19 protein-coding genes are annotated in these 20,361 nt (G+C 69.2%); 15 read left to right on the top strand and 4 right to left on the bottom strand.

Annotated features, from left to right (window positions below; translation table 11 throughout):
• Positions 1-53 precede the first annotated feature (53 nt).
• From BW982_RS10750 to BW982_RS10760, 3 genes are all read right to left on the bottom strand, one after another.
• The gene (locus BW982_RS10750; protein ID WP_076493084.1) at positions 54-1,490 is read right to left on the bottom strand and encodes a GH39 family glycosyl hydrolase; all 1,437 of its coding nucleotides are present in this window, start codon (positions 1,488-1,490) and stop codon (positions 54-56) included.
• Between the two features lie 20 nt (positions 1,491-1,510).
• Positions 1,511-2,674, bottom strand: a complete 1,164-nt coding sequence (locus tag BW982_RS10755; protein ID WP_076493085.1) for an FAD-dependent monooxygenase — start codon at positions 2,672-2,674, stop codon at positions 1,511-1,513.
• 180 nt (positions 2,675-2,854) lie between these two features.
• A complete protein-coding gene (locus tag BW982_RS10760) occupies positions 2,855-3,793 on the bottom strand; it encodes a LysR family transcriptional regulator (protein WP_076493689.1) in 939 nt (312 codons plus the stop codon).
• A 225-nt stretch (positions 3,794-4,018) separates the two neighbouring features.
• Here BW982_RS10760 and BW982_RS10765 point away from each other — a divergent pair, with 225 nt between their 5' ends.
• From BW982_RS10765 to BW982_RS10830, 14 genes are all read left to right on the top strand, one after another.
• Positions 4,019-5,311, top strand: a complete 1,293-nt coding sequence (locus BW982_RS10765; protein WP_076493087.1) for an extracellular solute-binding protein — start codon at positions 4,019-4,021, stop codon at positions 5,309-5,311.
• Positions 5,312-5,385: 74 nt separating this feature from the next.
• Positions 5,386-6,354 carry a carbohydrate ABC transporter permease gene (locus BW982_RS10770; protein WP_076493088.1) on the top strand — a complete coding sequence of 323 codons (969 nt, stop codon included), beginning with the start codon at positions 5,386-5,388 and terminating at the stop codon, positions 6,352-6,354.
• A 1-nt stretch (position 6,355) separates the two neighbouring features.
• Complete coding sequence (locus BW982_RS10775) at positions 6,356-7,192, top strand: carbohydrate ABC transporter permease (protein ID WP_076493090.1); 837 nt, start codon at positions 6,356-6,358, stop codon at positions 7,190-7,192.
• Between the two features lie 72 nt (positions 7,193-7,264).
• Positions 7,265-8,059 (top strand): TIM barrel protein, encoded by a 795-nt coding sequence (locus BW982_RS10780; protein ID WP_076493091.1) that lies wholly within the window; start codon positions 7,265-7,267, stop codon positions 8,057-8,059.
• The gene (locus tag BW982_RS10785) at positions 8,056-9,570 is read left to right on the top strand and encodes a GMC oxidoreductase (protein ID WP_076493093.1); all 1,515 of its coding nucleotides are present in this window, start codon (positions 8,056-8,058) and stop codon (positions 9,568-9,570) included. The genes BW982_RS10780 and BW982_RS10785 overlap by 4 nt, the downstream gene beginning before the upstream one ends.
• Positions 9,571-9,658: 88 nt before the next feature.
• The gene (locus BW982_RS10790; protein ID WP_076493094.1) at positions 9,659-10,048 is read left to right on the top strand and encodes a C-glycoside deglycosidase beta subunit domain-containing protein; all 390 of its coding nucleotides are present in this window, start codon (positions 9,659-9,661) and stop codon (positions 10,046-10,048) included.
• The gene (locus BW982_RS10795; protein ID WP_076493096.1) at positions 10,045-11,145 is read left to right on the top strand and encodes a sugar phosphate isomerase/epimerase family protein; all 1,101 of its coding nucleotides are present in this window, start codon (positions 10,045-10,047) and stop codon (positions 11,143-11,145) included. Before BW982_RS10790 ends, BW982_RS10795 begins: the two co-directional genes overlap by 4 nt.
• Before the next feature lie 13 nt (positions 11,146-11,158).
• Positions 11,159-12,193: a sugar phosphate isomerase/epimerase family protein gene (locus tag BW982_RS10800; RefSeq protein ID WP_076493097.1), complete on the top strand. Its 1,035-nt coding sequence runs from the start codon at positions 11,159-11,161 to the stop codon at positions 12,191-12,193.
• Positions 12,194-12,221: 28 nt separating this feature from the next.
• Positions 12,222-13,004: a nuclear transport factor 2 family protein gene (locus BW982_RS10805; RefSeq protein WP_076493099.1), complete on the top strand. Its 783-nt coding sequence runs from the start codon at positions 12,222-12,224 to the stop codon at positions 13,002-13,004.
• 8 nt (positions 13,005-13,012) lie between these two features.
• Complete coding sequence (locus BW982_RS10810; protein WP_076493100.1) at positions 13,013-13,429, top strand: C-glycoside deglycosidase beta subunit domain-containing protein; 417 nt, start codon at positions 13,013-13,015, stop codon at positions 13,427-13,429.
• Positions 13,426-14,610, top strand: coding sequence for a Gfo/Idh/MocA family protein (locus BW982_RS10815; RefSeq protein ID WP_076493102.1), 1,185 nt, complete (start codon positions 13,426-13,428; stop codon positions 14,608-14,610). The genes BW982_RS10810 and BW982_RS10815 overlap by 4 nt, the downstream gene beginning before the upstream one ends.
• A gap of 10 nt (positions 14,611-14,620) precedes the next feature.
• Positions 14,621-15,625, top strand: coding sequence for a sugar phosphate isomerase/epimerase family protein (locus tag BW982_RS10820; RefSeq protein WP_076493103.1), 1,005 nt, complete (start codon positions 14,621-14,623; stop codon positions 15,623-15,625).
• Between the two features lie 2 nt (positions 15,626-15,627).
• The gene (locus BW982_RS10825; RefSeq protein ID WP_076493105.1) at positions 15,628-16,500 is read left to right on the top strand and encodes a ThuA domain-containing protein; all 873 of its coding nucleotides are present in this window, start codon (positions 15,628-15,630) and stop codon (positions 16,498-16,500) included.
• Positions 16,501-16,704: 204 nt separating this feature from the next.
• Positions 16,705-17,742, top strand: a complete 1,038-nt coding sequence (locus BW982_RS10830) for a Gfo/Idh/MocA family protein (protein WP_254845577.1) — start codon at positions 16,705-16,707, stop codon at positions 17,740-17,742.
• Here the strand turns inward: BW982_RS10830 and BW982_RS10835 are convergent.
• Positions 17,695-19,131: an HNH endonuclease gene (locus tag BW982_RS10835; protein WP_076493106.1), complete on the bottom strand. Its 1,437-nt coding sequence runs from the start codon at positions 19,129-19,131 to the stop codon at positions 17,695-17,697. The two genes, BW982_RS10830 and BW982_RS10835, sit on opposite strands and share 48 nt — an antisense overlap.
• A gap of 253 nt (positions 19,132-19,384) precedes the next feature.
• Here BW982_RS10835 and BW982_RS10840 point away from each other — a divergent pair, with 253 nt between their 5' ends.
• On the top strand, positions 19,385-20,353 hold the full coding sequence (locus BW982_RS10840; RefSeq protein WP_139327414.1) for a hypothetical protein: 969 nt from the start codon (positions 19,385-19,387) through the stop codon (positions 20,351-20,353).
• Positions 20,354-20,361 lie beyond the last annotated feature (8 nt).

Raw genomic sequence — 20,361 nt, forward strand, 5'->3', positions numbered from 1 at the left:
GGGTCGTTCCTCCATCGCTCTCCGCTCTCGCTCACGTCGCTGCGTTCCGTGGGTCAGGCCGTGAGCTCCAGGAGGAAGACGGTCTGCGGGGCCAGAGCGATGTCCATGTGCACCGTACCCGCCCCGGACACCGCGACCGCGCGCGGACCGTCGACCACCCCGTCCAGGGATGTGATCGTGGCGTGCACCGTGGCATCCGTCCAGGGGAGGTTCTGCACCTCGATACGCACGGACTCCGCTCCGGCGGATGCCAGATCGGGGCGTTGCGGGGGCAGGGTCAGCCCCAGTTCGATCCGCTGCTCCCCGATCGGGATACGGAAGGCGAAGCGGTCCTCGTCGCGCGGGGCGAGCGCGCTGTCGGGGGCGACGTAGTTCGCCACCAGCACCCGCACGGTGTCGCCCTCGCGGCCGGCGGCGACAGCCAGACCCGACTCGTCCCCGCCCGAGACGGCGAGGCGCCGCCCGGTGAGCGCGCGTCCGGCCAGGGCCAGCGCGCGGGAACGCTCGTCCGGTCGCCCATCCACGTCGCCGACGCCCCCCGGATCGACGAAGCCGTAGTGCGGGTCGCGGCCGCTGTCGGCGCGGAAGAAGAACGCGTGGTCGATCACCGTGTCCTGCAGGTAGATCGCCGTCGCCGCCTGGAACGCGCCCTTCTCCGCGGCGGGGGCGGTGCTGCTGGGAACCGCGAGGTAGTTCCAGTACGACAGCGTCAGATCCGTGTCGGTGAACCCGTGCCGATCGAGCAGCGCGCGCAGCTCCCGGGCGACGTAGCGGTAGTCGAGGGGGTCGCGGCTGCCGTCGGTGAACCAGAGGAACGAGAAGAAGTCCAGGGGCAGGTCGTTCTCGCGCACGAACGCGAGGAATCCCTCGCGGTAGGGCGCGTCGGCCTCGAGGGGGAACGCGGTGGCCGGCCCGCCGACCGTCAACGTCGGGTCCACGCGCTGCACGGCGGCGCAGAATGCGCGGTACATCGCGTAGAACTCCTCGGGTCGCCCCGCGAAGTGCAGGGGCCCGAAGTCGGGTTGGTCGCCGAACTCGTAGATGCGGACGGGCTTCGCGGGTCCGCCGGCCCACCCCTGGGAGTAGTGGCGGACGATGTGCTCGACGACCCGGCCGTACACCTCGACGTCCTCGGCCGGAAGCTTGTTCTGCGGGATGGAGCTCGCCACCGTGAACATCACCTCGGCGCCGATCGCGTGCACGGCCTCGACCCACAGATCGGTGGCGGCGAAGTTGTAGCTCGCCGGGTCGTCGGGGTCGGCGCTCCACTCGGGGAAGAGGCTCGTGGGGTTGTCGCGGGTGTCGAGGCGCGAGACCCAGTCGAACGAGCGGACGACCGTCACCCCCGCTTCGCGCCACAACGGCGTCATGTCGGGGAATTGCGGATAGCCGTCGGCGGGGCCGGGGATGCCGCCGACGCCGTTCAGCGGGCGGAAGGAGCTCTCGCGGGCGGCATCCACGACAAGGGTGCGGGTGGGTGTGTGCGACACGTGCGTCTCCTCAGAGGGTCTCAGTAGGGCATCCGCAGGAGGCGGTTCGCGTACTCGTTGGCGATCGGCTCGTCGTGGCGGAGGTGGTCGATGCGGGCGCGGTAGGTCTCCTCGGTGACGGAGTCGAACTCCTCGAGCATCGACTCGATCGACCGCTCGTGGACGGCACGCACGCGCGGAAGCCGACGCTTCATGAAGTTCAGTTGAGCGTCGACCAGGGACTGGTCCTTCGCGAGCTCCTGCGCGAGCACGACGCCGTCCTCGATGCTCATGGCCGCGCCGGATCCGAGGTACGGCGTCATCGTGTGGGCCGCGTCGCCGAGGATCATCACGCGGCCGCGGAACCACGGGTAGGGCACCCACACGGTGGAGTAGGGCGTGTAGGCGACGTTCTCGGCGTGGCGCACGTCTTCAAGCGCATCGGCCAGGAACTCCGATCCGCGGGTGAGCGCGGCCGCGCGATCGTGCATGATCTCGGCCATCCTGCTCGTGTCGTAACGCGGGCGTCCCTCTTCCGCCACGGTGAGCACCATGTACATGAGGTCTTCCGACAGGGGCGTGAGCATGATCTTGCCGCCGTAGCCCTGGCAGATGATGGGCTGCATGATCTTGCGGCGGTTCGGCAGGCCCGCGCGCCACGCCACCCCGCCGACCGGTCGGGGCCCGTACTTTTCGCCGAAGTAGTCGCGGCGGATCTGCGAGTGGAGGCCGTCGAAGCCGAGCACGAGGTCGTAGTCGGCGCGGTCGCCCGTGCTGAACGTGACGGTGGCTTTGTCGGCATCCTGCTCGATGTCGGTCACGGTCGTGCTCATCCGGAACGTGCAGCCGTTGTCGCGGGCGTGCTTCGCGGCGAGCTCCAGGAAGGCGATCCGCGACATCGTCACGCAGCCGGGGAGCCCCTCGTCCTGCGAGCCGTAGCTCATGGTGCTGAGGAGCGTGCCGTCGGCGTCGTAGTTGTCGATTCCGGGCGCCGCGTGGCCGATGGCGAGGACGTCGTCCAGGAGGCCGATGTCGCGCACCGCCCGGAGGCCGTTGATGCGCAGCCCGAACCCGACGCCGGCGACGCTGATCTCGGGCTTGTCGTCGATGACATCGACGTGCGCGCCGATGCGGGCGAGGGCCGAGGCCGTGCTCAAGCCTCCGATCCCGGCACCGACGATCAGGATCCTCCACGGGTGTGCCAAGGCGTGCTCCTCTCTGAGCAGACAACGGGCGGTCGACGAACGTACGGTTTCAGAATCAGTACGCTGGTTCTGATTCTGAAAGTAGCCCTCCGACCCCGGGGACGGCCATCGATGGACGCGGTGGCATCCGGATGCGCTCCATCACTTCTCGTGATGCGGGCGCCCCGCGACGGAGCGTGGTCAGTGCGGCGCGTGCCCCGCGGCGATCCTGCGACCGGCCTCGGCGAAGAGTCCGCGCATCCACTCGTGCTCCGGGTCGCGGTTGTGCGAGGGATGCCACCACAGGGCGCTCACGATGGGCGTGGCGGCGAAGGGGAGCGGCACCACCCGGATGCCGCCGATGCGCAGCAGGTGCGGGGCGAGAGCCGACTGGACGAGGCCGACCCGACGTGTGCCGCTGACGAAATGCCCCACCGAGAGGAAGCTCTCCAGCACGACCTCGATGTGGGGCTCGACGCCGAGCTGCTGGATCTGGCGCGCGGCCGAGGTGAAGGCCGATCGCGACTGGAAGGTGAGCACCCACGGCATGTCCGCGAGGTTCTGCATCGTGAGCGCGTCGCCCACCTCGTCGTTGTCGTCGGCGACGACGGCGAGCCAGTCGTCCTGCCAGAGGTCGATGTAGGGCAGTTCCGACACCGGTCCATGCGGGATCACCATCGCGTCGGCCGAGCGCAGGCGGTTCGCGGCGTCCTCCACGATCCCGGGGTTGTGCAGCATGTAGCGGAACCGCACACCGGGGGCCTGTTCGGCCGCCAGTTGGGAGACCACGGTTCCGACGGTGACGAAGCCGTAGTCCGAGCCGTAGATGGAGAACTCGCGGGTCGATTCCGCCGGTGACCACGACGCCTGACTCTCGAACACCCGCCGCGCCGCCTCGAGCGCCGTGCTCGTGTGATCGGTGAGGCGCACCGCGAACGGGGTCAGTTCGTACGTGTTGCCGCGTCGGGCGAGGATCTGGTCGTTGAAGTGGGTGCGCAGCCGCGCGAGCGAGGCGCTCAGTGCCGGTTGGCTGAGGTGCAGACTCTCCGCCGCACGCGTCACGCTGCGCTCGGTCAACAGGGCGTCGAGCGCGATGAGGAGGTTGAGGTCGAGGCGCGACAGGGTCGCATGATCGGTCACCACGGTGTGATCCTTCGCTCGGATATGCGTCCGGCTCAGTGTATCCACGGGGTCTATGCGACGCACCCTCGGCATCGCGTGGGTGGATGCCATCCGCTCGTCGGGCCTTATGCGCTCCATCCGCAAGACTTATGTGCTTTTTCGGCGCATCGCCTCGATACTGAGGATCACAGCACAGGCGCTCCACCGAAGGGGCCGCCGACAACGTCGTCAGAAAGGCTGGCCATGACTCAACCCCGCCGTCGCGTCACGCGGCTCGTAAGTCTCCTTGCTCTCCCCGCCACCGCAGCCCTGGTCCTCGCCGGATGCTCCGGCTCGGGCGGCGGCGACGCCGGCTCGGGTGATGGGAAGTCGTTCACGTTCACGTTCGCCACCTCGAACAACCTGGAGAGCCCGTACCAGACCCTCGCCAACGAGTACCAGGAGCAGCACGAGGGCGTCACCATCACGACCAACCCCACCCCCAACGACAAGTACGGCGAGACCATCCGCACGCAGCTGCAGGCCGGCAACGCCTCCGACGTCATCCAGACCACCCCGGGTTCGGGCGACGCCCGGGGGATCATCCCGCTCGCCGAGGCCGGCTTCCTCGAGCCGCTCGGCGACACCGCCAAGAACCTCATCATCCCCGGCAGCGAGTCGGTGTACACCATCGACGACAAGGTCTACGGCCAGCCCCTGGACTTCACGATCGGCGCGGTCGTCGCGAGTCTCGGAACGGCCAAGATGAAGGGCCTCACCGAATTCCCGACCACCATGAGCGAGCTCACGTCGGCCTGCTCGTCGCTGCAGAGCCAGGGCGCGTCGCTCCTCGCCCTCGCCGGCGCCGCCGGTCCGAACGTCGGTCTCACCATCCAGGGCATCGCGGCGACCCGTGTCTACTCGTCGACGCCCGACTGGAACGCGCAGCGCGCGGACGGGAAGACCACCTTCGCCGACAGCCAGGGCTGGAAGGACGCCCTCCAGACCTTCATCGACCTGAAGGACGCCGGCTGCTTCCAGCCCGGCGCCGAGGGCGGCGGCTTCGACGCCATCACCAACGGTCTGGCGCAGGGCACCTCCGTCGGCAGCTTCATCCCGTCGGGTGCGGCGGTCGAGATCTCCAAGGCCGCGCCCGCCGAGGCCGAGTTCGCCGTCGAGCCCTTCCCCGCCAAGAGCGGCAAGCCGATGGTGCTCGGCAGCTCCAACTACACCCTGTCGATCAACGCCAAGGCCAAAAACAAGCAGGCCGCCCAGGACTTCCTCGCCTGGATGGCCGAGCCGGCGCAGCAGCAGCGCTACTACGAGCTCTCGGGCGAGCTGCCCGTGTCGGCCTTCGACACGCTCGACCTGACCGGCACCATCTACGCGCCGGTGGCTGATCTGCTGAAGAACAAGCAGTACACGCCGCTGCCGAACAACATCTGGCCCAACCCGTCGGTGTACGAGGCGCTGCAGGTCGGTGGTCAGGGGCTGCTCACCGGGCAGACCACCATCGACCAGGTGCTCCAGAGCATGGACGCCGCCTGGGGCAACTGACCTCCTCCGCCGCCCGGGACCCCGAGGGACCCGGGCGGCGGAGCCGCACCCTTCCCCACGGAGACGAGGACGTCATGAGCACAACCCTTCGATCGAGCGAGGCTGCTCGGACCGAGACCGAGCGGGTGGTCCTCCCGCGCCGAGGACGGCGCCGGGTACCGTCTCCCCGACGGTCGGGGCTGTTGAAGTTCGGCTATTGGTGGTGGGCCCTCCCCGGCATCGTCTTCGTCATCGGCATCCACTATGTCGCCACGAGCGTCGGCGGATTCTTCGCCTTCACGAACTGGACCGGCATCGGCGCCTTCCAGCTGATCGGGCTCGAGAACTTCGTCAAGATCTTCCAGGACCCCACCAAGCTCGGCGCCCTCTGGAACACCCTCTTCCTCGCATTCGGGTCGGTGATCCTCAGCAACGTCCTCGGCCTGGGGTTCGCGCTCGGGCTCAATCGCGGGCTGAAGTCGCGCTACATCCTGCGCACTCTCTTCTTCATGCCGGTCGTGCTGAGCCCGCTGGCCACGTCGTACATCTGGAAGTTCATCTTCGACTACAACGGTCCGCTGAACCTCGCGCTGCGCGGAGTCGGCCTCGGCGATCTCGCCCGCGCGTGGGTGGCCGACCCCACCTGGGCGATCTGGACGATCCTCATCGTTCTGGTCTGGCAGAACATCGGTTTCGCGATGGTGATCTACATGGCCGGACTCGCCGCTGTGCCCGTCGAGATCGAGGAGGCCGCCGCCATCGACGGGGCGAACCTCTGGCAGCGCTTCTGGCACGTGACGTTGCCGTCCATCCGCCCCGCCGTCGCGATCGCCACGACCCTCGGTCTCGTCAACGGCCTGCGCGTGTTCGACCAGATCATGGCCCTCACCGGTGGTGGCCCCGCCGCGGCGACCGAGACCCTGGCGACGCAGGTGTACAAGCAGTCGTTCGCCCTCGGCAATTTCGGGTACGGCGCGGCACTCGCCCTCCTGCTCACGCTCATCATCCTGGTCTTCGCCGTCGTGCAGCAGCGCGTGACCGCCGGCCGTTCCGAGGAGTCCTGACATGTTCCGCTACACCAAGCTCACCGCCCTCCGCGAGTTCGGTTTCTGGCTCCTCGCGCTGGTGTTCCTCCTGCCGTTCTACTTCCTCGTGACGACGGCGCTGAAGTCCGACCGCGAGGTCATCACCTCCTCGACGCTCGCGCCCCCGGCCGCTCCGGACTTCGGCAACTTCATCAAGGTGCTGACGGCCACCGGCAACTCGAACGTCGTGATGGGGCTCGTCAACAGCATCGTGATCACCGCGGGCAGCATCGTGCTGATGGTGCTGCTCGGGTCGCTCACCGGTTACGTGATCGCCCGCAGCACCCGCCGCTGGAGTCGTGCCGTCTACTACCTGTTCCTGGTGGCGATCGTGCTGCCGACGCAGCTGGGCACCGTGCCGTTGTACATCGGTGCGCGTTCGCTCGGGCTCACCGGTTCGGCCTGGGGCATGATCATCCTCTACACGGGGATGCTGCTGCCGCTGGCGATCTTCCTGTATGCCGGGTTCTTCCGGGGTCTGGGCACCGAGTACGAAGAGGCAGCCACCATCGACGGCGCCACCCGCACGCAGATCTTCTTCCGCATCGTCCTGCCGTTGATGTCGCCCGCCACGGGCACCGTCGCGATCCTCGCGGGCCTCATCGTGTGGAACGACTTCTTCACGTCGCTGATCTTCCTCGGCGGCTCCGCCAACCAGACCCTGCCGGTCGCCATGTACTACTACATCGGCTCGCTGGTGTCGGCCTGGAATCAGATCTTCGCGATCGTCATCGTCTCGATGGTGCCGATCCTCGCCTTCTACCTCTTCGCGCAGAAGCGCTTCATCCAGGGCTTCGCCGGCGGCCTCAAGGGCTAGGGCGCACCCCGATGGATGCCAGGACGACTGGCATCCATCGGTCGTCGCGCCCGCACAACGAAAGGAACCCCCATGTACCAGCTCGCCCCCAACATCGAACTGCTCTTCACCGAGGCCGGCGACTACCACGATCGTGTGCGCGCGGTGGCCGCGGCCGGCTTCGACGCCGTCGAGATGTGGGGTCCCACCGGTGTGGACGCCCCCGCGACGCCCAAGGACCTCCCGGCCCTCAAGGCCGCGCTGGAGGAGACCGGCACACGGCTCACCGCGCAGCTGGCCGAGCCGCGCACGCAGTTCATGATCCCGCCGTGGGACCACTCCGAGTTCTTCCGCAAGCTCGACGAGGGCGTCGCCATCGCCCGCGACCTCGGCTGCCCGCGCATGGTCGTCGGCAGCGGCACCGGGTTCGGCGGCTGGAAGCGGCAGGTCCAGCTCGACAAGCTCGTCGAGATCTATCGGAAGGCGATCGCGCAGATCGACGGGTCGGGGATCACGCTCGTGCTCGAGCCGGTGAACGTCCGTGTCGACCACCCGGGTTCGCTGCTCGACCGCACCGCGGAGGCCGTCTTCGTCGCCCGCGGTGTCGACTCGCCGTACTTCGGCGTGCTGTACGACATCTACCACTCGGCCGTGGAGGGCGAGGACATGGCGGCCGAGCTCGCGAACGCGGGCGACCTCATCCGGTACGTGCAGCTCGCCGACGCCCCGGGGCGCGGGGAGCCGGGCACGGGCGACCTCGACTGGGCCGAGCGCTTCCGCCTCCTGCGCGCGAGCGGCTACGACGGGCCGGTCGGGCTGGAGTACTACCCGACCACCGCGTCCGAGGCATCCGTCACCCACGTGGTCGAGATCGCGCGCGCGGCATGAACGCGCGCCGGTATCCCGCGGCCGTCGACGTCGTCATCGTGGGCAGCGGGCCCACCGGCGCCGCTTACGCCCGCATCCTGTCGGAGCGTGCGCCGAGCCTCTCGATCGCGATGTTCGAGGTGGGACCGACGCTGTCGGACCCGCCCGGTGCCCACGTGAAGAACATCGGCGATCCCGACACCCGTGCGCGCGCGCAGGCCGCCTCGGAAGGGCCGGGGGAGCGGGGGACGAAGGTCGCCAGCCCCGGCGCCGCCAAGGCGGGGGTGCGCGGGGCACGTCCCGGGACGTTCCTGCTCGACGACGGCTATGTCTTCGAGGGGGAGGACGGCCTGCCGGTCGCGGCGATGTCCAGCAACGTGGGCGGCATGGCCGCCCACTGGACCGGCGCGTGCCCGTGGCCGAACGAGAGCGAGCGCATCGCGTTCCTCCCCGACATGGATGAGCTCCTCGTCGAAGCGGAGCGTCTCCTCGGAGTCACGCGGAACGCCTTCGACTCCGCCCCGTTCGGCGAGATCGTGCGCGAGAGGTTGGCGGCCGCGGTCGACGCCGGTCGCGCGGAGGCGACCCGGGTGCAGCGGATGCCGCTCGCCGTGCACCGGCGCGACGACGGTCGCCTCGTCTGGTCGGGGTCGGACGTGGTACTGGGCGACGTGACGCGCGAGAACCCCGCGTTCTCGCTGTTCGACGAGTCGCTGGTGACCTCGGTGGTGCGCGCCGACGGACGCGCCGCGGGCGTCGTCGTCCGCGACCTGCGCTCGGGCGGGGAGCACGAGGTCGCGGCGCGCGCCGTGGTCGTGGCCGCCGATGCGCTGCGCACCCCTCAGCTGCTGTGGGCCTCGGGCATTCGACCGGCAGCGCTCGGACGCTACCTCAACGACCAGGCGCAGGTGGTGTTCGCCTCGCGGTTGCGCGATGTCGCCCCGCTCGGGGCCGATGCCCCGACCACCGGGCTCGCCGAGTACAGCGGGGTCAGCTGGGTGCCCTTCACGGACGCCCTGCCGTTCCACGGGCAGATCATGCAGCTCGACGCCTCGCCCATCGCGCTCGCCGAGGACGACCCGGTCGTCCCCGGTTCGATCGTCGGGCTGGGTCTGTTCTGCGCGAAGGATCTGCGGGCCGACGACCGCGTCGAGTTCGACGACGTCCATGTCGACGGATACGGGATGCCGGCTCCCCGCATCCACTACCTCCTCACCGATCGCGACCAGGAGGTGATCGGACGCGCCCGCGCGGAGATCGTGCGTCTGGCCGAGGCGATCGGCGATCCGGTCGGCGACCGGCCGTTCACCCTCCCGCTCGGGTCGTCGCTGCACTATCAGGGCTCGACGCGGATGGGCGTGGTCGACGACGGCACGAGCGTGTGCGATCCCGACAGCCAGGTGTGGAGCGTCCCTGGTCTGTTCGTTGCCGGCAACGGCGTCATCCCCACGGCGACGGCCTGCAACCCCACGGTGACGTCCGTGGCGCTAGCGGTCCGCGGAGCCCGCGCGATCGCGGCATCCCTCATCTGATCCTTGCTTATGCAGAAATCAGACAATAGAGTGTAGAAATCAAGACAAAGAGGTCTGCGGCTTCGGCCGCACCGACGAGGAGGTCCCGGTGATCCCGGATCGCATCATCGAACAGGGCACACTGCGTGCCCGCAACGGACGCGCGACGGTCGAAGTCCGCCTCCCCTGGTACCGCGCGCTGCCGGCATCCTGCATCTCCGCGGCGAAGCTCACAATCGACGGCGCCGAGGCGCCGGCCGAGACGCTCCGCTGGGAGATGAACGGCGAGGAATTCACCTTCGCCGAGATGAAGTCGAACACGCAGGAGTGGTGGTTCCCCACCGACTCGGCCGTGCTCTCGGGAGACCTGGCGGTGGATGCCGGCGCGCACGAGGTGCGCGTCGACCTCGAGCTCTACATCCCGTACATCATCATCGCCGACGACCAGGTGCTCCACATCGAAGAGCACGACACCAAGACGATGGAGGTCGCGGCATGACCGCTCTCGGCACGCCGATCCAGGGCGTCACGCTGTACAGCTTCACCCGCGCCTTCCACGGCCGCGAGTACGACCTCGACCAGCTCATCCGCAAGACCGCGGCGGAGGGCTTCGGGCCGGGCCTCGAGATCATCGGATTCTCGAGCTTCCGCGGGTTCCCCGAGATCGACGACCACTTCGCCGGGCGCTTCTCCGACCTGATCGACGAGGTCGGACTCGTCCGCACGTCGCTCGCGGTCAACGCCGACATCGGCCTGCGCCCCGACGCGCTCATGAACCAGGACGAGCTGCTGGCCTACATGCGCAAGCAGCTCGCCGCCGCAGCGAAGCTCGGCTTCCCGATCGCCCGGGTGCAGATCTCGATCGAGCCCGACTCGATGGAGGCCCTCGCCCCGATCGCCGAGGAGTACGGCGTCACCCTCGCGCTCGAGGTGCACGCCGACCAGTACGCCTCGCACCCGCGCATCCTGGCGCTCCGCGACCGCTACGAGAAGGTCGGCTCGCCCTTCCTCGGCTTCACGATGGACTGGGGCGCCACCGTCACCGGCTTCGCGCCCTCGCTGATCGAGGCGTACCGCCGCCGCGGCGCGTCGGAGGAGCTGCTCACCGCTGTCGTCTCCCTGTGGGACGAGTACTACGAGCAGGGGCCGCCCGCCGACCAGGCCGACCACGGTCAGCGCTTCGGCCGCTTCATCGGCCTCGGCCACCAGTACGGCCGCCCCGACCTCGGCATCGACATGGGCATCAACGGCACCGGGCTCTTCGGGCCGGCGCGCGTGGACGACTGGCTCGAGATCATGCCCTGGGTGCGGCACGTGCACGGCAAGTTCTTCGGCATCGACGAGAACGGTCAGGAGCCTTCGGTCCCCGTCGCCGACCTCATCACCCTGCTCGTCGACAACGGCTACAGCGGCGCCGTCTCGAGCGAGTACGAGGGCTGGCACTGGAACCACTGGCAGAGCCCGTTCGAGATCATCCGCGCCGAGCAGGCGATCCAGCGCACGGCGGCCGAGGCCGCCGGCTCCCGCATGATCACGGATGCCGCCGAGGCCCGGCGCGCCATCGACACCCACCTGTCGCACGCCGTGCGGGCCTGAAGGGACGAGCGTAATGAGTGACGGCATCGCCGGGACCGGCATCCAGCTCGGGACCACCCTCTACTCGATGACGAGCGAGTTCGCCGCGGGGCTGTACACCCCCGAGACGCTGATCCGCGAGGTCCACGACCAGGGCATCGGCCCCGGGGTGGAGTTCAACTTCGCCCAGCTGCTGCGGTCGTACCCCGATGTGGACGACGCCTTCGTGAAGCTGTGGTTCGACTCGCTCGAGAAGTACGGCCTCGAGGCCAGCGCGGTGGGCACGAACCTCGACATGGGCCGTCGCAAGGACCGCGACATGACCCCCGACGAGGAGCACGACTTCTTCGCGCGCCAACTGAAGTCGGCGCACACGCTCGGCTTCACGACGGTCGTCATCCGCTCGGCCGGTAAGGAGCTGCTCCGCCGCCTGCTGCCGCTGGCGGAGAAGTACGACCAGAGGCTCGGCTACGAGATCCACGCGCCCTCGGGGCCCAACGACCCGAAGGTGCTCGAGATCCGCGAAGTGTACGAGGAGCTCGGCAGCGACCGCCTCGGCTTCACCGCCGACTTCTCGTCGACCATGCACTCCCTGTCGCCGACCCTGCTGCGCACCCTCGGGCAGATGGGCATGGACGAGAAGCACTTCCCGGTCATGGACGAGATCTGGCATGAACCGGCACCCATGCACGTGCGCAACCAGAAGTTCGAGGACTACCTCTCGGGCGAGGGCGTCGACCCTCTGCGCTTCGGTCCGTTCACGCGCCTCGCGTTCAACATGCACGGTCTCGTCGCGCCGGAGGAATGGCTCGACATCATGCCGCAGATCTTCCACGTCCACGCGAAGTTCTACGACATCGGCGTCGACGGCGAAGAGCCGGCCATGGACATCCCGCGCATCGTGAAGCAGTTCGTGATCGGCGGGTACCGGGGCTACCTCTCCAGCGAGTGGGAGGGACACGCCTTCAGCGACCTCGGCGAGAGCGACCCGATCGACCTCGTGAAGAAGCAGCACGCGCTCATGCGCACCGCCATCGAAGAGACCGTCGCCGCGCGCCAGCCGGCCTGACACCCCCATCGCGTACGAAGGAGTACCCGTGTCGAACACCACCGCCGAAGCATCCGTCGCCGAACTCGTCGCCGAGGTCGCGCGTCTGCGCGAACAGGTCGAAGCCGCCCACGCCCTCGCGCAGCGCGCCGAGGACCGGGGGCAGGTCGAGAACCTGTTCAACCGCTACATGTACCTGCACAACGCGTTCGAGGACGAGCAGATCATCCCGCTCTGGGTGAAGGAGGGGACCGAGGGGATCCGCGCCCGCTACACCAACGCCGGCCAGTACACGACGTGGCAGAGCGTCACCGACTATCACCGCGGTCGCCCCCACCCCGAGGGCAAGCTCATCCTGCACGCCACCAACACCCCGGTGATCGAGGTCGCCGCCGACGGCGAGACCGCCAAGGGCGTCTGGATGATGGCCGGCACCGAGTCGGGGCTCACCGACCCGAAGGTCGCCGAAGCGTTCCCCGACATGTACTCGCCCGACGAGGTGCTCGGCAAGAAGGTCTGGGCGCACTGGGTGTGGTGCAAGTACGCCATCGACTTCCGCAAGCAGGACGGCGAGTGGAAGTTCTGGAAGTTCCGCTGCTACGAGCTGGCTCGCGCCCCGTTCGAGGAGAACTGGGTCAGCTTCGGCCTGAAGAACCAGGGGGCGTTCGACCTCGACCTGATGTACTTCGGCGACGACGGGAAGCCCGTCTTCATGCCCCCGGCCGACGAGCCGGTTCCGTCGAAGAACCACCCGTACAGCCCCGAGACGACGCAGAAGCTCGAGCCCGTGCCCCCGGTCGCGCACGAGCACTTCGTCGACACGTTCGCCTAGGAGCCCCCATGGCCACCCACAACTCGCTCTTCGCCGAGAAGGACGTCCGTCGCACCGACGACGGCCTCTCGGTCTCGGTGCAACTGCCCTGGTACCGCAGCCTCTGGCTGTCGGCCGTCGACGGCGTCGCCGCCACCGTGAACGGCGTCGCGGTTCCGACCGCGGACCTGCGCTTCTCGCTCGAGGGCCGCGAGTACCGGATCGAGGAGCTGCCGGAGCAGTCCGACGTCCTGTGGTTCGTCGCCGACCGTCCCGACGTGCTGATCCACCTCGACACGCCGCCCGCGGCGGGCGAGACGATCACCGTCGAGGTCGTGCTGACGATGCGTCTGCTCTACATGCAGATCATGCCGGGCGTCGACGGCGGCCCCGGTCGCTACGTCACGAACCGGGTTCCGGTCGAGCGCGAGCTGGTGCTGGCATGACTCGCCCCCTGCGCGTGGCGATGATCGGCTACGGCTTCATGGGCGCGGCGCACTCGGTCGGGTGGCGGCAGGCGCCGCACGTGTTCGACCTGGAGCGCCCGGTGGAGATGGCGGTGGTCGTCGGACGGAACGCGGATGCCGTGGCATCCGCCGCCGCGAAATGGGGCTGGGCCGAATCCGCGACGGACTGGCGCGAGGTCATCGCGCGCGCCGACATCGACATCGTCGACATCGTCACGCCGGGCGACTCGCACGCCGAGATCGCGATCGCGGCGCTCCAGGCCGGCAAGCACGTGCTGTGCGAGAAGCCGCTGGCGAACACCGTGACCGAGGCCGAGGCGATGGCCGAGGCGGCGGAGCGCGCGGCGGCGCGAGGCGTCCGCTCGATGGTGGGGTTCACCTACCGTCGCGTGCCGGCCGTGACGCTGCTGCGCGACATGATCGCCGAGGGCGCCGTGGGCACGGTGCAGCAGGTGCGCGCCGCGTACCGGCAGGACTGGCTCGTCGACCCCGGGATGCCGCTCGCCTGGCGCCTGCAGAAGGAGCACGCCGGCTCGGGGGCGCTCGGCGACATCGGCGCGCACATCATCGACATGACCCAGTTCGTCACCGGTCTCGGCGTCGACAGCGTCACCGGCACGCTCGAGACGATCGTGAAGCAGCGGCCGCTGCAGGCCGCCGGGTCGGGGCTGTCGGGCTCGGCCGGTGACGGGTTCGGCGAGGTCACCGTGGACGACGCCGCGATCTTCACCGGACGCCTGTCCAACGGGGCACTGGCGTCGTTCGAGGCGACGCGCTTCGCGACCGGCCGCAAGAACGCCCTCACCATCGAGGTGTCGGGCGACCGCGGGGCGCTCGCCTTCGACCTCGAGGATCTCAACAGTCTCCGGTTCTACGACCGCACGGCGCCCGAGGGACGTCAGGGCTTCACCCGGATCCTCGTCACCGAGGCCGTGCACCCCTACGTCGCCGCGTGGTGGCCCGCCGGGCACATGCTCGGCTACGAGCACGGCTTCACCCACCAGGTCGTCGACCTGGTCTCCGCGATCCACGCCGGCACCGACCCGCACCCCTCGTTCGCCGAGGGGCTCGCGGTACAGCGGGTCCTCGACGCCGTGGAGCGCAGCTCGTCCGCGGCCGCCGCGTGGACGAGCGTGGCATCCCCCGTTCCGGTTCCCTGAAAGGTTTGTCATGGCACGCCCGATCACCCTGTTCACCGGCCAGTGGGCCGACCTGCCCTTCGAAGAGGTCGCGCGGCTCGCGGGCGAGTGGGGTTACGACGGTCTTGAGATCGCCTGCTGGGGCGACCACATCGACGTCTCGCGCTGGGACGACGCCGACTACGTGCAGTCGCGCCTCGACATTCTCGAGCGCAACGGCCTGAAGGTCTGGACCATCGCGAACCACCTCGTCGGGCAGGCCGTGTGCGACGACCCCATCGACGAGCGGCACCGCGACATCGTGCCCTCGCGCGTGTGGGGAGACGGGGATGCCGAGGGCGTGCGGCAGCGCGCCGCGGAAGACCTCAAGAACACGGCGCGCTTCGCCGCGGCGCTGGGCGTGACCACGGTCACCGGGTTCACGGGATCCAGCATCTGGAAGTACGTGGCGATGTTCCCGCCGGCCTCCGACGCCATGATCGAGCGAGGGTACGCGGATTTCGCCGAGCGGTGGCATCCGATCCTCGACGTGTTCGAGGAGGTCGGGGTGCGCTTCGCGCTCGAAGTGCACCCGTCCGAGATCGCCTACGACTATTGGACCGCGAAGAGGACGCTGGAAGCGATCGGGCACCGCAAGAGTTTCGGGTTCAACTTCGACCCCTCGCACTTCGTCTGGCAGCAGCTGGACTCGGTCGCGTTCGTGCTCGACTACGCCGACCACATCTTCCATGTGCACTGCAAGGAGTCGGTGACCCATCTCGACGGACGCAACGGCGTGCTCGGGTCGCACCTGTCGTGGGACAACCCGCGGCGCGGCTGGACCTTCGTCTCGACCGGGCACGGTGCCGTGCCCTGGGAACCGATCTTCCGCGCGCTCAATGCGATCGGCTACGACGGTCCGACGAGCGTCGAGTGGGAGGACGCCGGCATGGACCGCCTCGTCGGGGGCCCCGAGGCGCTGGCCTTCGTCCGCAAGCTCGGCGAGATCACGCCGCCGCACCAGCTCTTCGACGCCGCGTTCTCGCGCAAGGACTGACCATGACCGACGTACTGAACGTGCTCATCCTCTCGGGGCACATGACCATCGAGCACGACAACGCGCACCGCAGCTTCCGCCTGCACAACCAGTGGATCACGACGCTGCTGGAGGACACGGGCCGCTTCAAGGTCCGCGTCGTCGAGGACCCGCGCGGGCTCCCGGCCGGCGTGATCGACAAGTACGACGTGCTCATCGTGATCTTCGAGGGGCGCGACGGCTACCACGACGTCGCGACGGGGTTCGGGGCGGAGACGGATGCCGCGATCCTGCGGTTCGTGCACGACGAGGGCAAGGGCATCGTCTGGTTCCACGGCTCCGCCGCCCAAGAGGACCGGTGGGGATACCCCGAGGAGTACAACGTCATGCGCGGCGCCAAGCTCAGCGCGTGGGAGACGGGCCTCCGCCCCCGCCCCTGGGGCGAGGCGCAGCTGCACACCGCCGAGCCCCGGCATCCGATCACCGAGGGCATCAACGCCACGTGGACCGTCACCGGTGACGACATCCTCGTCGGCGTGCAGATGTACGAGGGCGCCCAGGTGCTGCTGACGACGTTCGACGACCTCGAAGCGTACGAGAAGGCGCCCGTGTGGCCCATGTCGCACTACCCCGTCGACATCCCCGCGGAGGGCATCGCGGCGCTGCCGGGCATCAACACCGAGCAGCCGCTCGCGTGGATCAACGACTACGGCGCGGGCCGCTCGTTCACGATCACGATCGGGCACGACATCGACACGTTCCGGCGCATCGAGTTCATCCGCATGTTCCCGCGGGGCGTCGAGTGGGCCGCGACCGGCGAGGTCACGCTCACCGGCCCGGATCGCCGCGGCGACCGCCGCATCAACCCCTGGCCGTACTACAACGGCGAGGGCTGACCCGCGTCGCGGCGGAGTGGGGCGGCAAGCGCAGCGGCGGGCGGTGCCGCGGCGGGCGGTGCCCTGCAGCGATAAACGCGATTCACGGCGAGACACGTGACGACGTCTTGTTTCTCGCCGCGGATCGCGTTTCTCACCCAAAGGGACCAGGAGTGCGCGGCGCCCATACGGGCGAGCAGCGTCCATGAGGAACGGGAGACGGGCATGATCGGGATCGGCATCCTGGGTGCGGGCGGCATCGCCGAGCGCGCGATGGTCGAGCCGTCGCGGGCGGTCGACGTCGTGGCCATCGGCGCGCGGGATCCGGAACGGGCACGTGCCTTCGCCGACCGCCTCGACCTCCCCGCGTGGGGCGACTACGACGCGGTACTGTCCGATCCGCGGGTCGACCTCGTCTACCTCGCGCTGCCGCCGATCGTCCACGCCGAGTGGGCGATCCGGGCGCTCGAGGCCGGCAAGCACGTCCTGTGCGAGAAGCCCCTGTCGGCGAACGGCACCACCGCCGCAGTCATCGCGGAGACGGCGGATGCCACGGGCCGACGCGCGTTCGTCGGCTTCCGCTATCGACTGCATCCGTTCATCGCGGACCTCCTCGCCACGATCGCGTCGGGCGTCCTCGGCGACGTGCAGCGGGTCGAGGTGGACTTCAGCATCCCGCACTTCGTCGTGAAGCCCGGCAACATCCGCCTCGACGGCGACCTGGCCGGCGGGGCCGTGATGGACGTCGGCTGCTACACGGTCGATCTGCTCCGGGCGGCGTGGGGCGAACCCGAAGTGGCCTCGGCGTCGGCGCGGACGTACGACGCCGACCCCCGCATCGACCTGCGGACCGACGCCGAACTGCGGTTGCTCGGCGGCATCCCGGCCGCGGTACGCGCGTCGTTCCTCGGTGACGACGCCGGCGCGATGGAGGTCCGTGTCGCGCGCAGCGCGGCGGCGCTGCGCGCGACGAGCGTGATCGTGCCGCAGTGGGGAGCGACGCTCACCGTGACCTCGCCCGACGGCACGGTCTTGCGCGAGGTCGCGGTGGACCCGGCCGAGAACAGCTACGCCCGGCAGCTCGAGCACCTGCGCGACGTGCTCACCGCCGGCGCGGACAGCCCGCTCGACGCGCATCGCCGTGGGCACGATGCGCACGGTCGACGCGATCTACCGCGCGGCCGGGTTGCTGCCGCGCTGACCCATCCGTCACCCTCAGAACGGCGCGCGCTCGACCGGTGGCGGCACCGGCTGCGGCGGTGACTCCTCACTCGCCTCGGTGAAGCGGACACCCGGTGGGTACGGGTGAGGGGAGTCGGTGTAGACCCGGCCGGTGGGTGACGTGAACTCCATCACCCCGCCGTCGAGTTGTCGAACTTTCCATCTCGTGAACTGCTTCTGCGTATGGTGCCGCTGGCAGAAGCAGCACAGGTTGCAGACCTCGGTGCGTCCGCCCCGAGCCCAGTCGTGGTTGTGATCGATCTCGCAGCGCACGGCGGGAACGGTGCAGCCTGGCCAGCGACAATGCCGGTCGCGCGCGCGGAGATAGCGGTCGATCGCCGCGGTCCGCTGGTACGTATCCGTGTGCAGGACCGCGCCAGTGATGGGGTGAGTGATGACCCGGTCCCACGGGACACGGGTCGCGTCCGCGAGCCGGCCCGCGGTGTCGGCGTCGATGGGCCCGTGGCCGACCAGTTCCGCGGGGTTCGCGTTCTCCCGTCCGGGCCTCAGCATCGTCAGCGCGGGAACGACGACCTGGATCCGTGCGCGGATCGCGCCGAGCGTCCCCGCGCCGTCATCGGTGCGCGTGGGATCAGCGTCGGGAGCCGCGGTCAGAAGCAGGTCTGCCAGCACGTCGGCCCTTACGTGGTCCATCGTCCGTGTATCGGGTTCGCTCGGACCAGGGGGCGACGCGGAGGCGGGCCCGTCGACCGCCGGCGGACGGGGGCCGTCGGCGCCCGCGCGGACGCCGGGCCCGGCCGGTGCCGGCTGGTCTTGGCGGGCGTCGATGATCGCGCGAGCCTGCTGAGTGAGCCGATCGTGCACCGCGACCGCCAGCACGGTGGGGAGAGTGGCGATGAGGTCGGACATGCCGTTCTCGCCGGGAACCACGCGCACCCCGCGGGTCGCCCGACCCGCGCGGTGCCGCTCGGTCAGAGTCGTCGGCTGCACGCTCTCGGCGAGAATCGCGAGGCGAGAGCGCAATCGACCCGGGCTCAACCCCTCGGCGGTGGCGGCGGCGAGCCCGTCGAACTCCGCCCTCCGCTCCACCGGCACCGCCGACGCGGCATCCATGATCGCGTGCACATGCACGCGCGAGAGCCGCCCCGATTCCCAGGCATCGAGGGTCACTGGGAGGTGGTCGGTGAGGACCAAGGCGCGAGAGATCTGCGCCTGCACGGTGCGATCCGACAGGTGCTGCGCCGCGGCGAGCTCGGACGCCACCTCGCGCATCGCCAGCTCTGCCTCGCGAGACGACGCCCGTTGCCCCGCCATCTCTCGCAGAGCCAGGTGTCCTGCTCGGGCCAGCGCCCGGGTGCGGCGCGCTTCGGCGGCGGCGACGGCGGCGTCCGCCGCGAGCACCTCGATCACCACCGAGGACAGGGCATCGGCCCCGTCCTCCGGTGCGACAGAAGGCTCCGAAGAAGACATGTGTGCATGCTAGCGAGGACCTCCGACATTCCCGCCGGTTCTGAGGGCATCCCGGGGACAACTTGCGAAGAAGCCCCGCTGGGGAGGAAGGGAGCCGCCCCCCCGGGCCCGATACGCCACGCGACCCCCTCCCCGGCCATAGCCACGCGACCCGCCTGCCGACACACGCCCCCCGCCCGAGCCCCCACCTCACCCCAACAGCGGCTGCAGCACCTTCTGCACGTACCACCGCCACCATCGTGCTCTCGGCGGGGTGGGGGCTCTGGTCGGATTCGACGACGATCCAGCCGCGGTAGTCGTGCTCGGCGAGTGCGCCGACGAAGCCTTCGAAGTCGACCAGGGCGCGCTCGTCGCTCGGCTCGTAGAACCAGCGCAGGATCTTGCGCGCGCCGCCCTCGGTGCGGATGAACTGCTCGGCGGGGGCGCGGAGGCCTCGTGTCGTCGACCGTCTCGCGTGCGCCCATCAATTCTGCCGGGGAGGGCCGACATCGCTGGGCAGGGAGAGATCTGGCTGTATGGTCCCGTCATGGCCGCCAATCCGCGACTTCGCTTGACCCCGCTAAAGGTCTCGTCATCGAAGCGACAGACCCGCGAATCGGCCAGGAGGCTGAAAGGCGCACACGACAGCATCGATGGCCTATTCGGGACTTTGCATTCGGTCCGGGACGCGAAAGTCGTTGACGGTGTCTCGATCGCTCGTCTGTCGCACGCCGAGGTGGACCTGCTGCGCGCGGCTCTAGTCTTCGCGGGTGCAGGGCTGGACGCCGTATTGAAGCAACTCGTGCGAGACGCATTGCCGAAACTCTTGGACACCTACCCCGCCGCACAGGGCGCGTTGAAGGGCTACAGCGGACGGCTCACGTCGGAGCAACCCGCCAAGGCCAAGTCGATCTTGATGAGCCCCGACCCGACGAAGGCGCTCCGCAAGCAGTACATCGCAGACCTGACTAAAGGCAGCCTGCAGGGCCACAGTGAACTCATCGAGATTCGGAAGGCCCTCGGGCTCCCGGACACGGGCGCGCTGTCCGAGTCTTCACTTTTCAGATTCAGTGACTTCTTCATCGCTCGTAATCAGGTTGCTCACGAACTCGACCTACTGAAGCCGACAGGTCGGGGCACCTTCACCCGTCGTTACCGACGCATGGATGAGACAAGGGAGCGCGCTGACGCCGCAGTCATCCTCGGCGGAGAGTTCATCGTGGCTGTCGAGAGGTGGCTCTGACGACGCCT

This window comes from Microbacterium sp. RURRCA19A (assembly GCF_900156455.1).
Classification (GTDB): domain Bacteria; phylum Actinomycetota; class Actinomycetes; order Actinomycetales; family Microbacteriaceae; genus Microbacterium.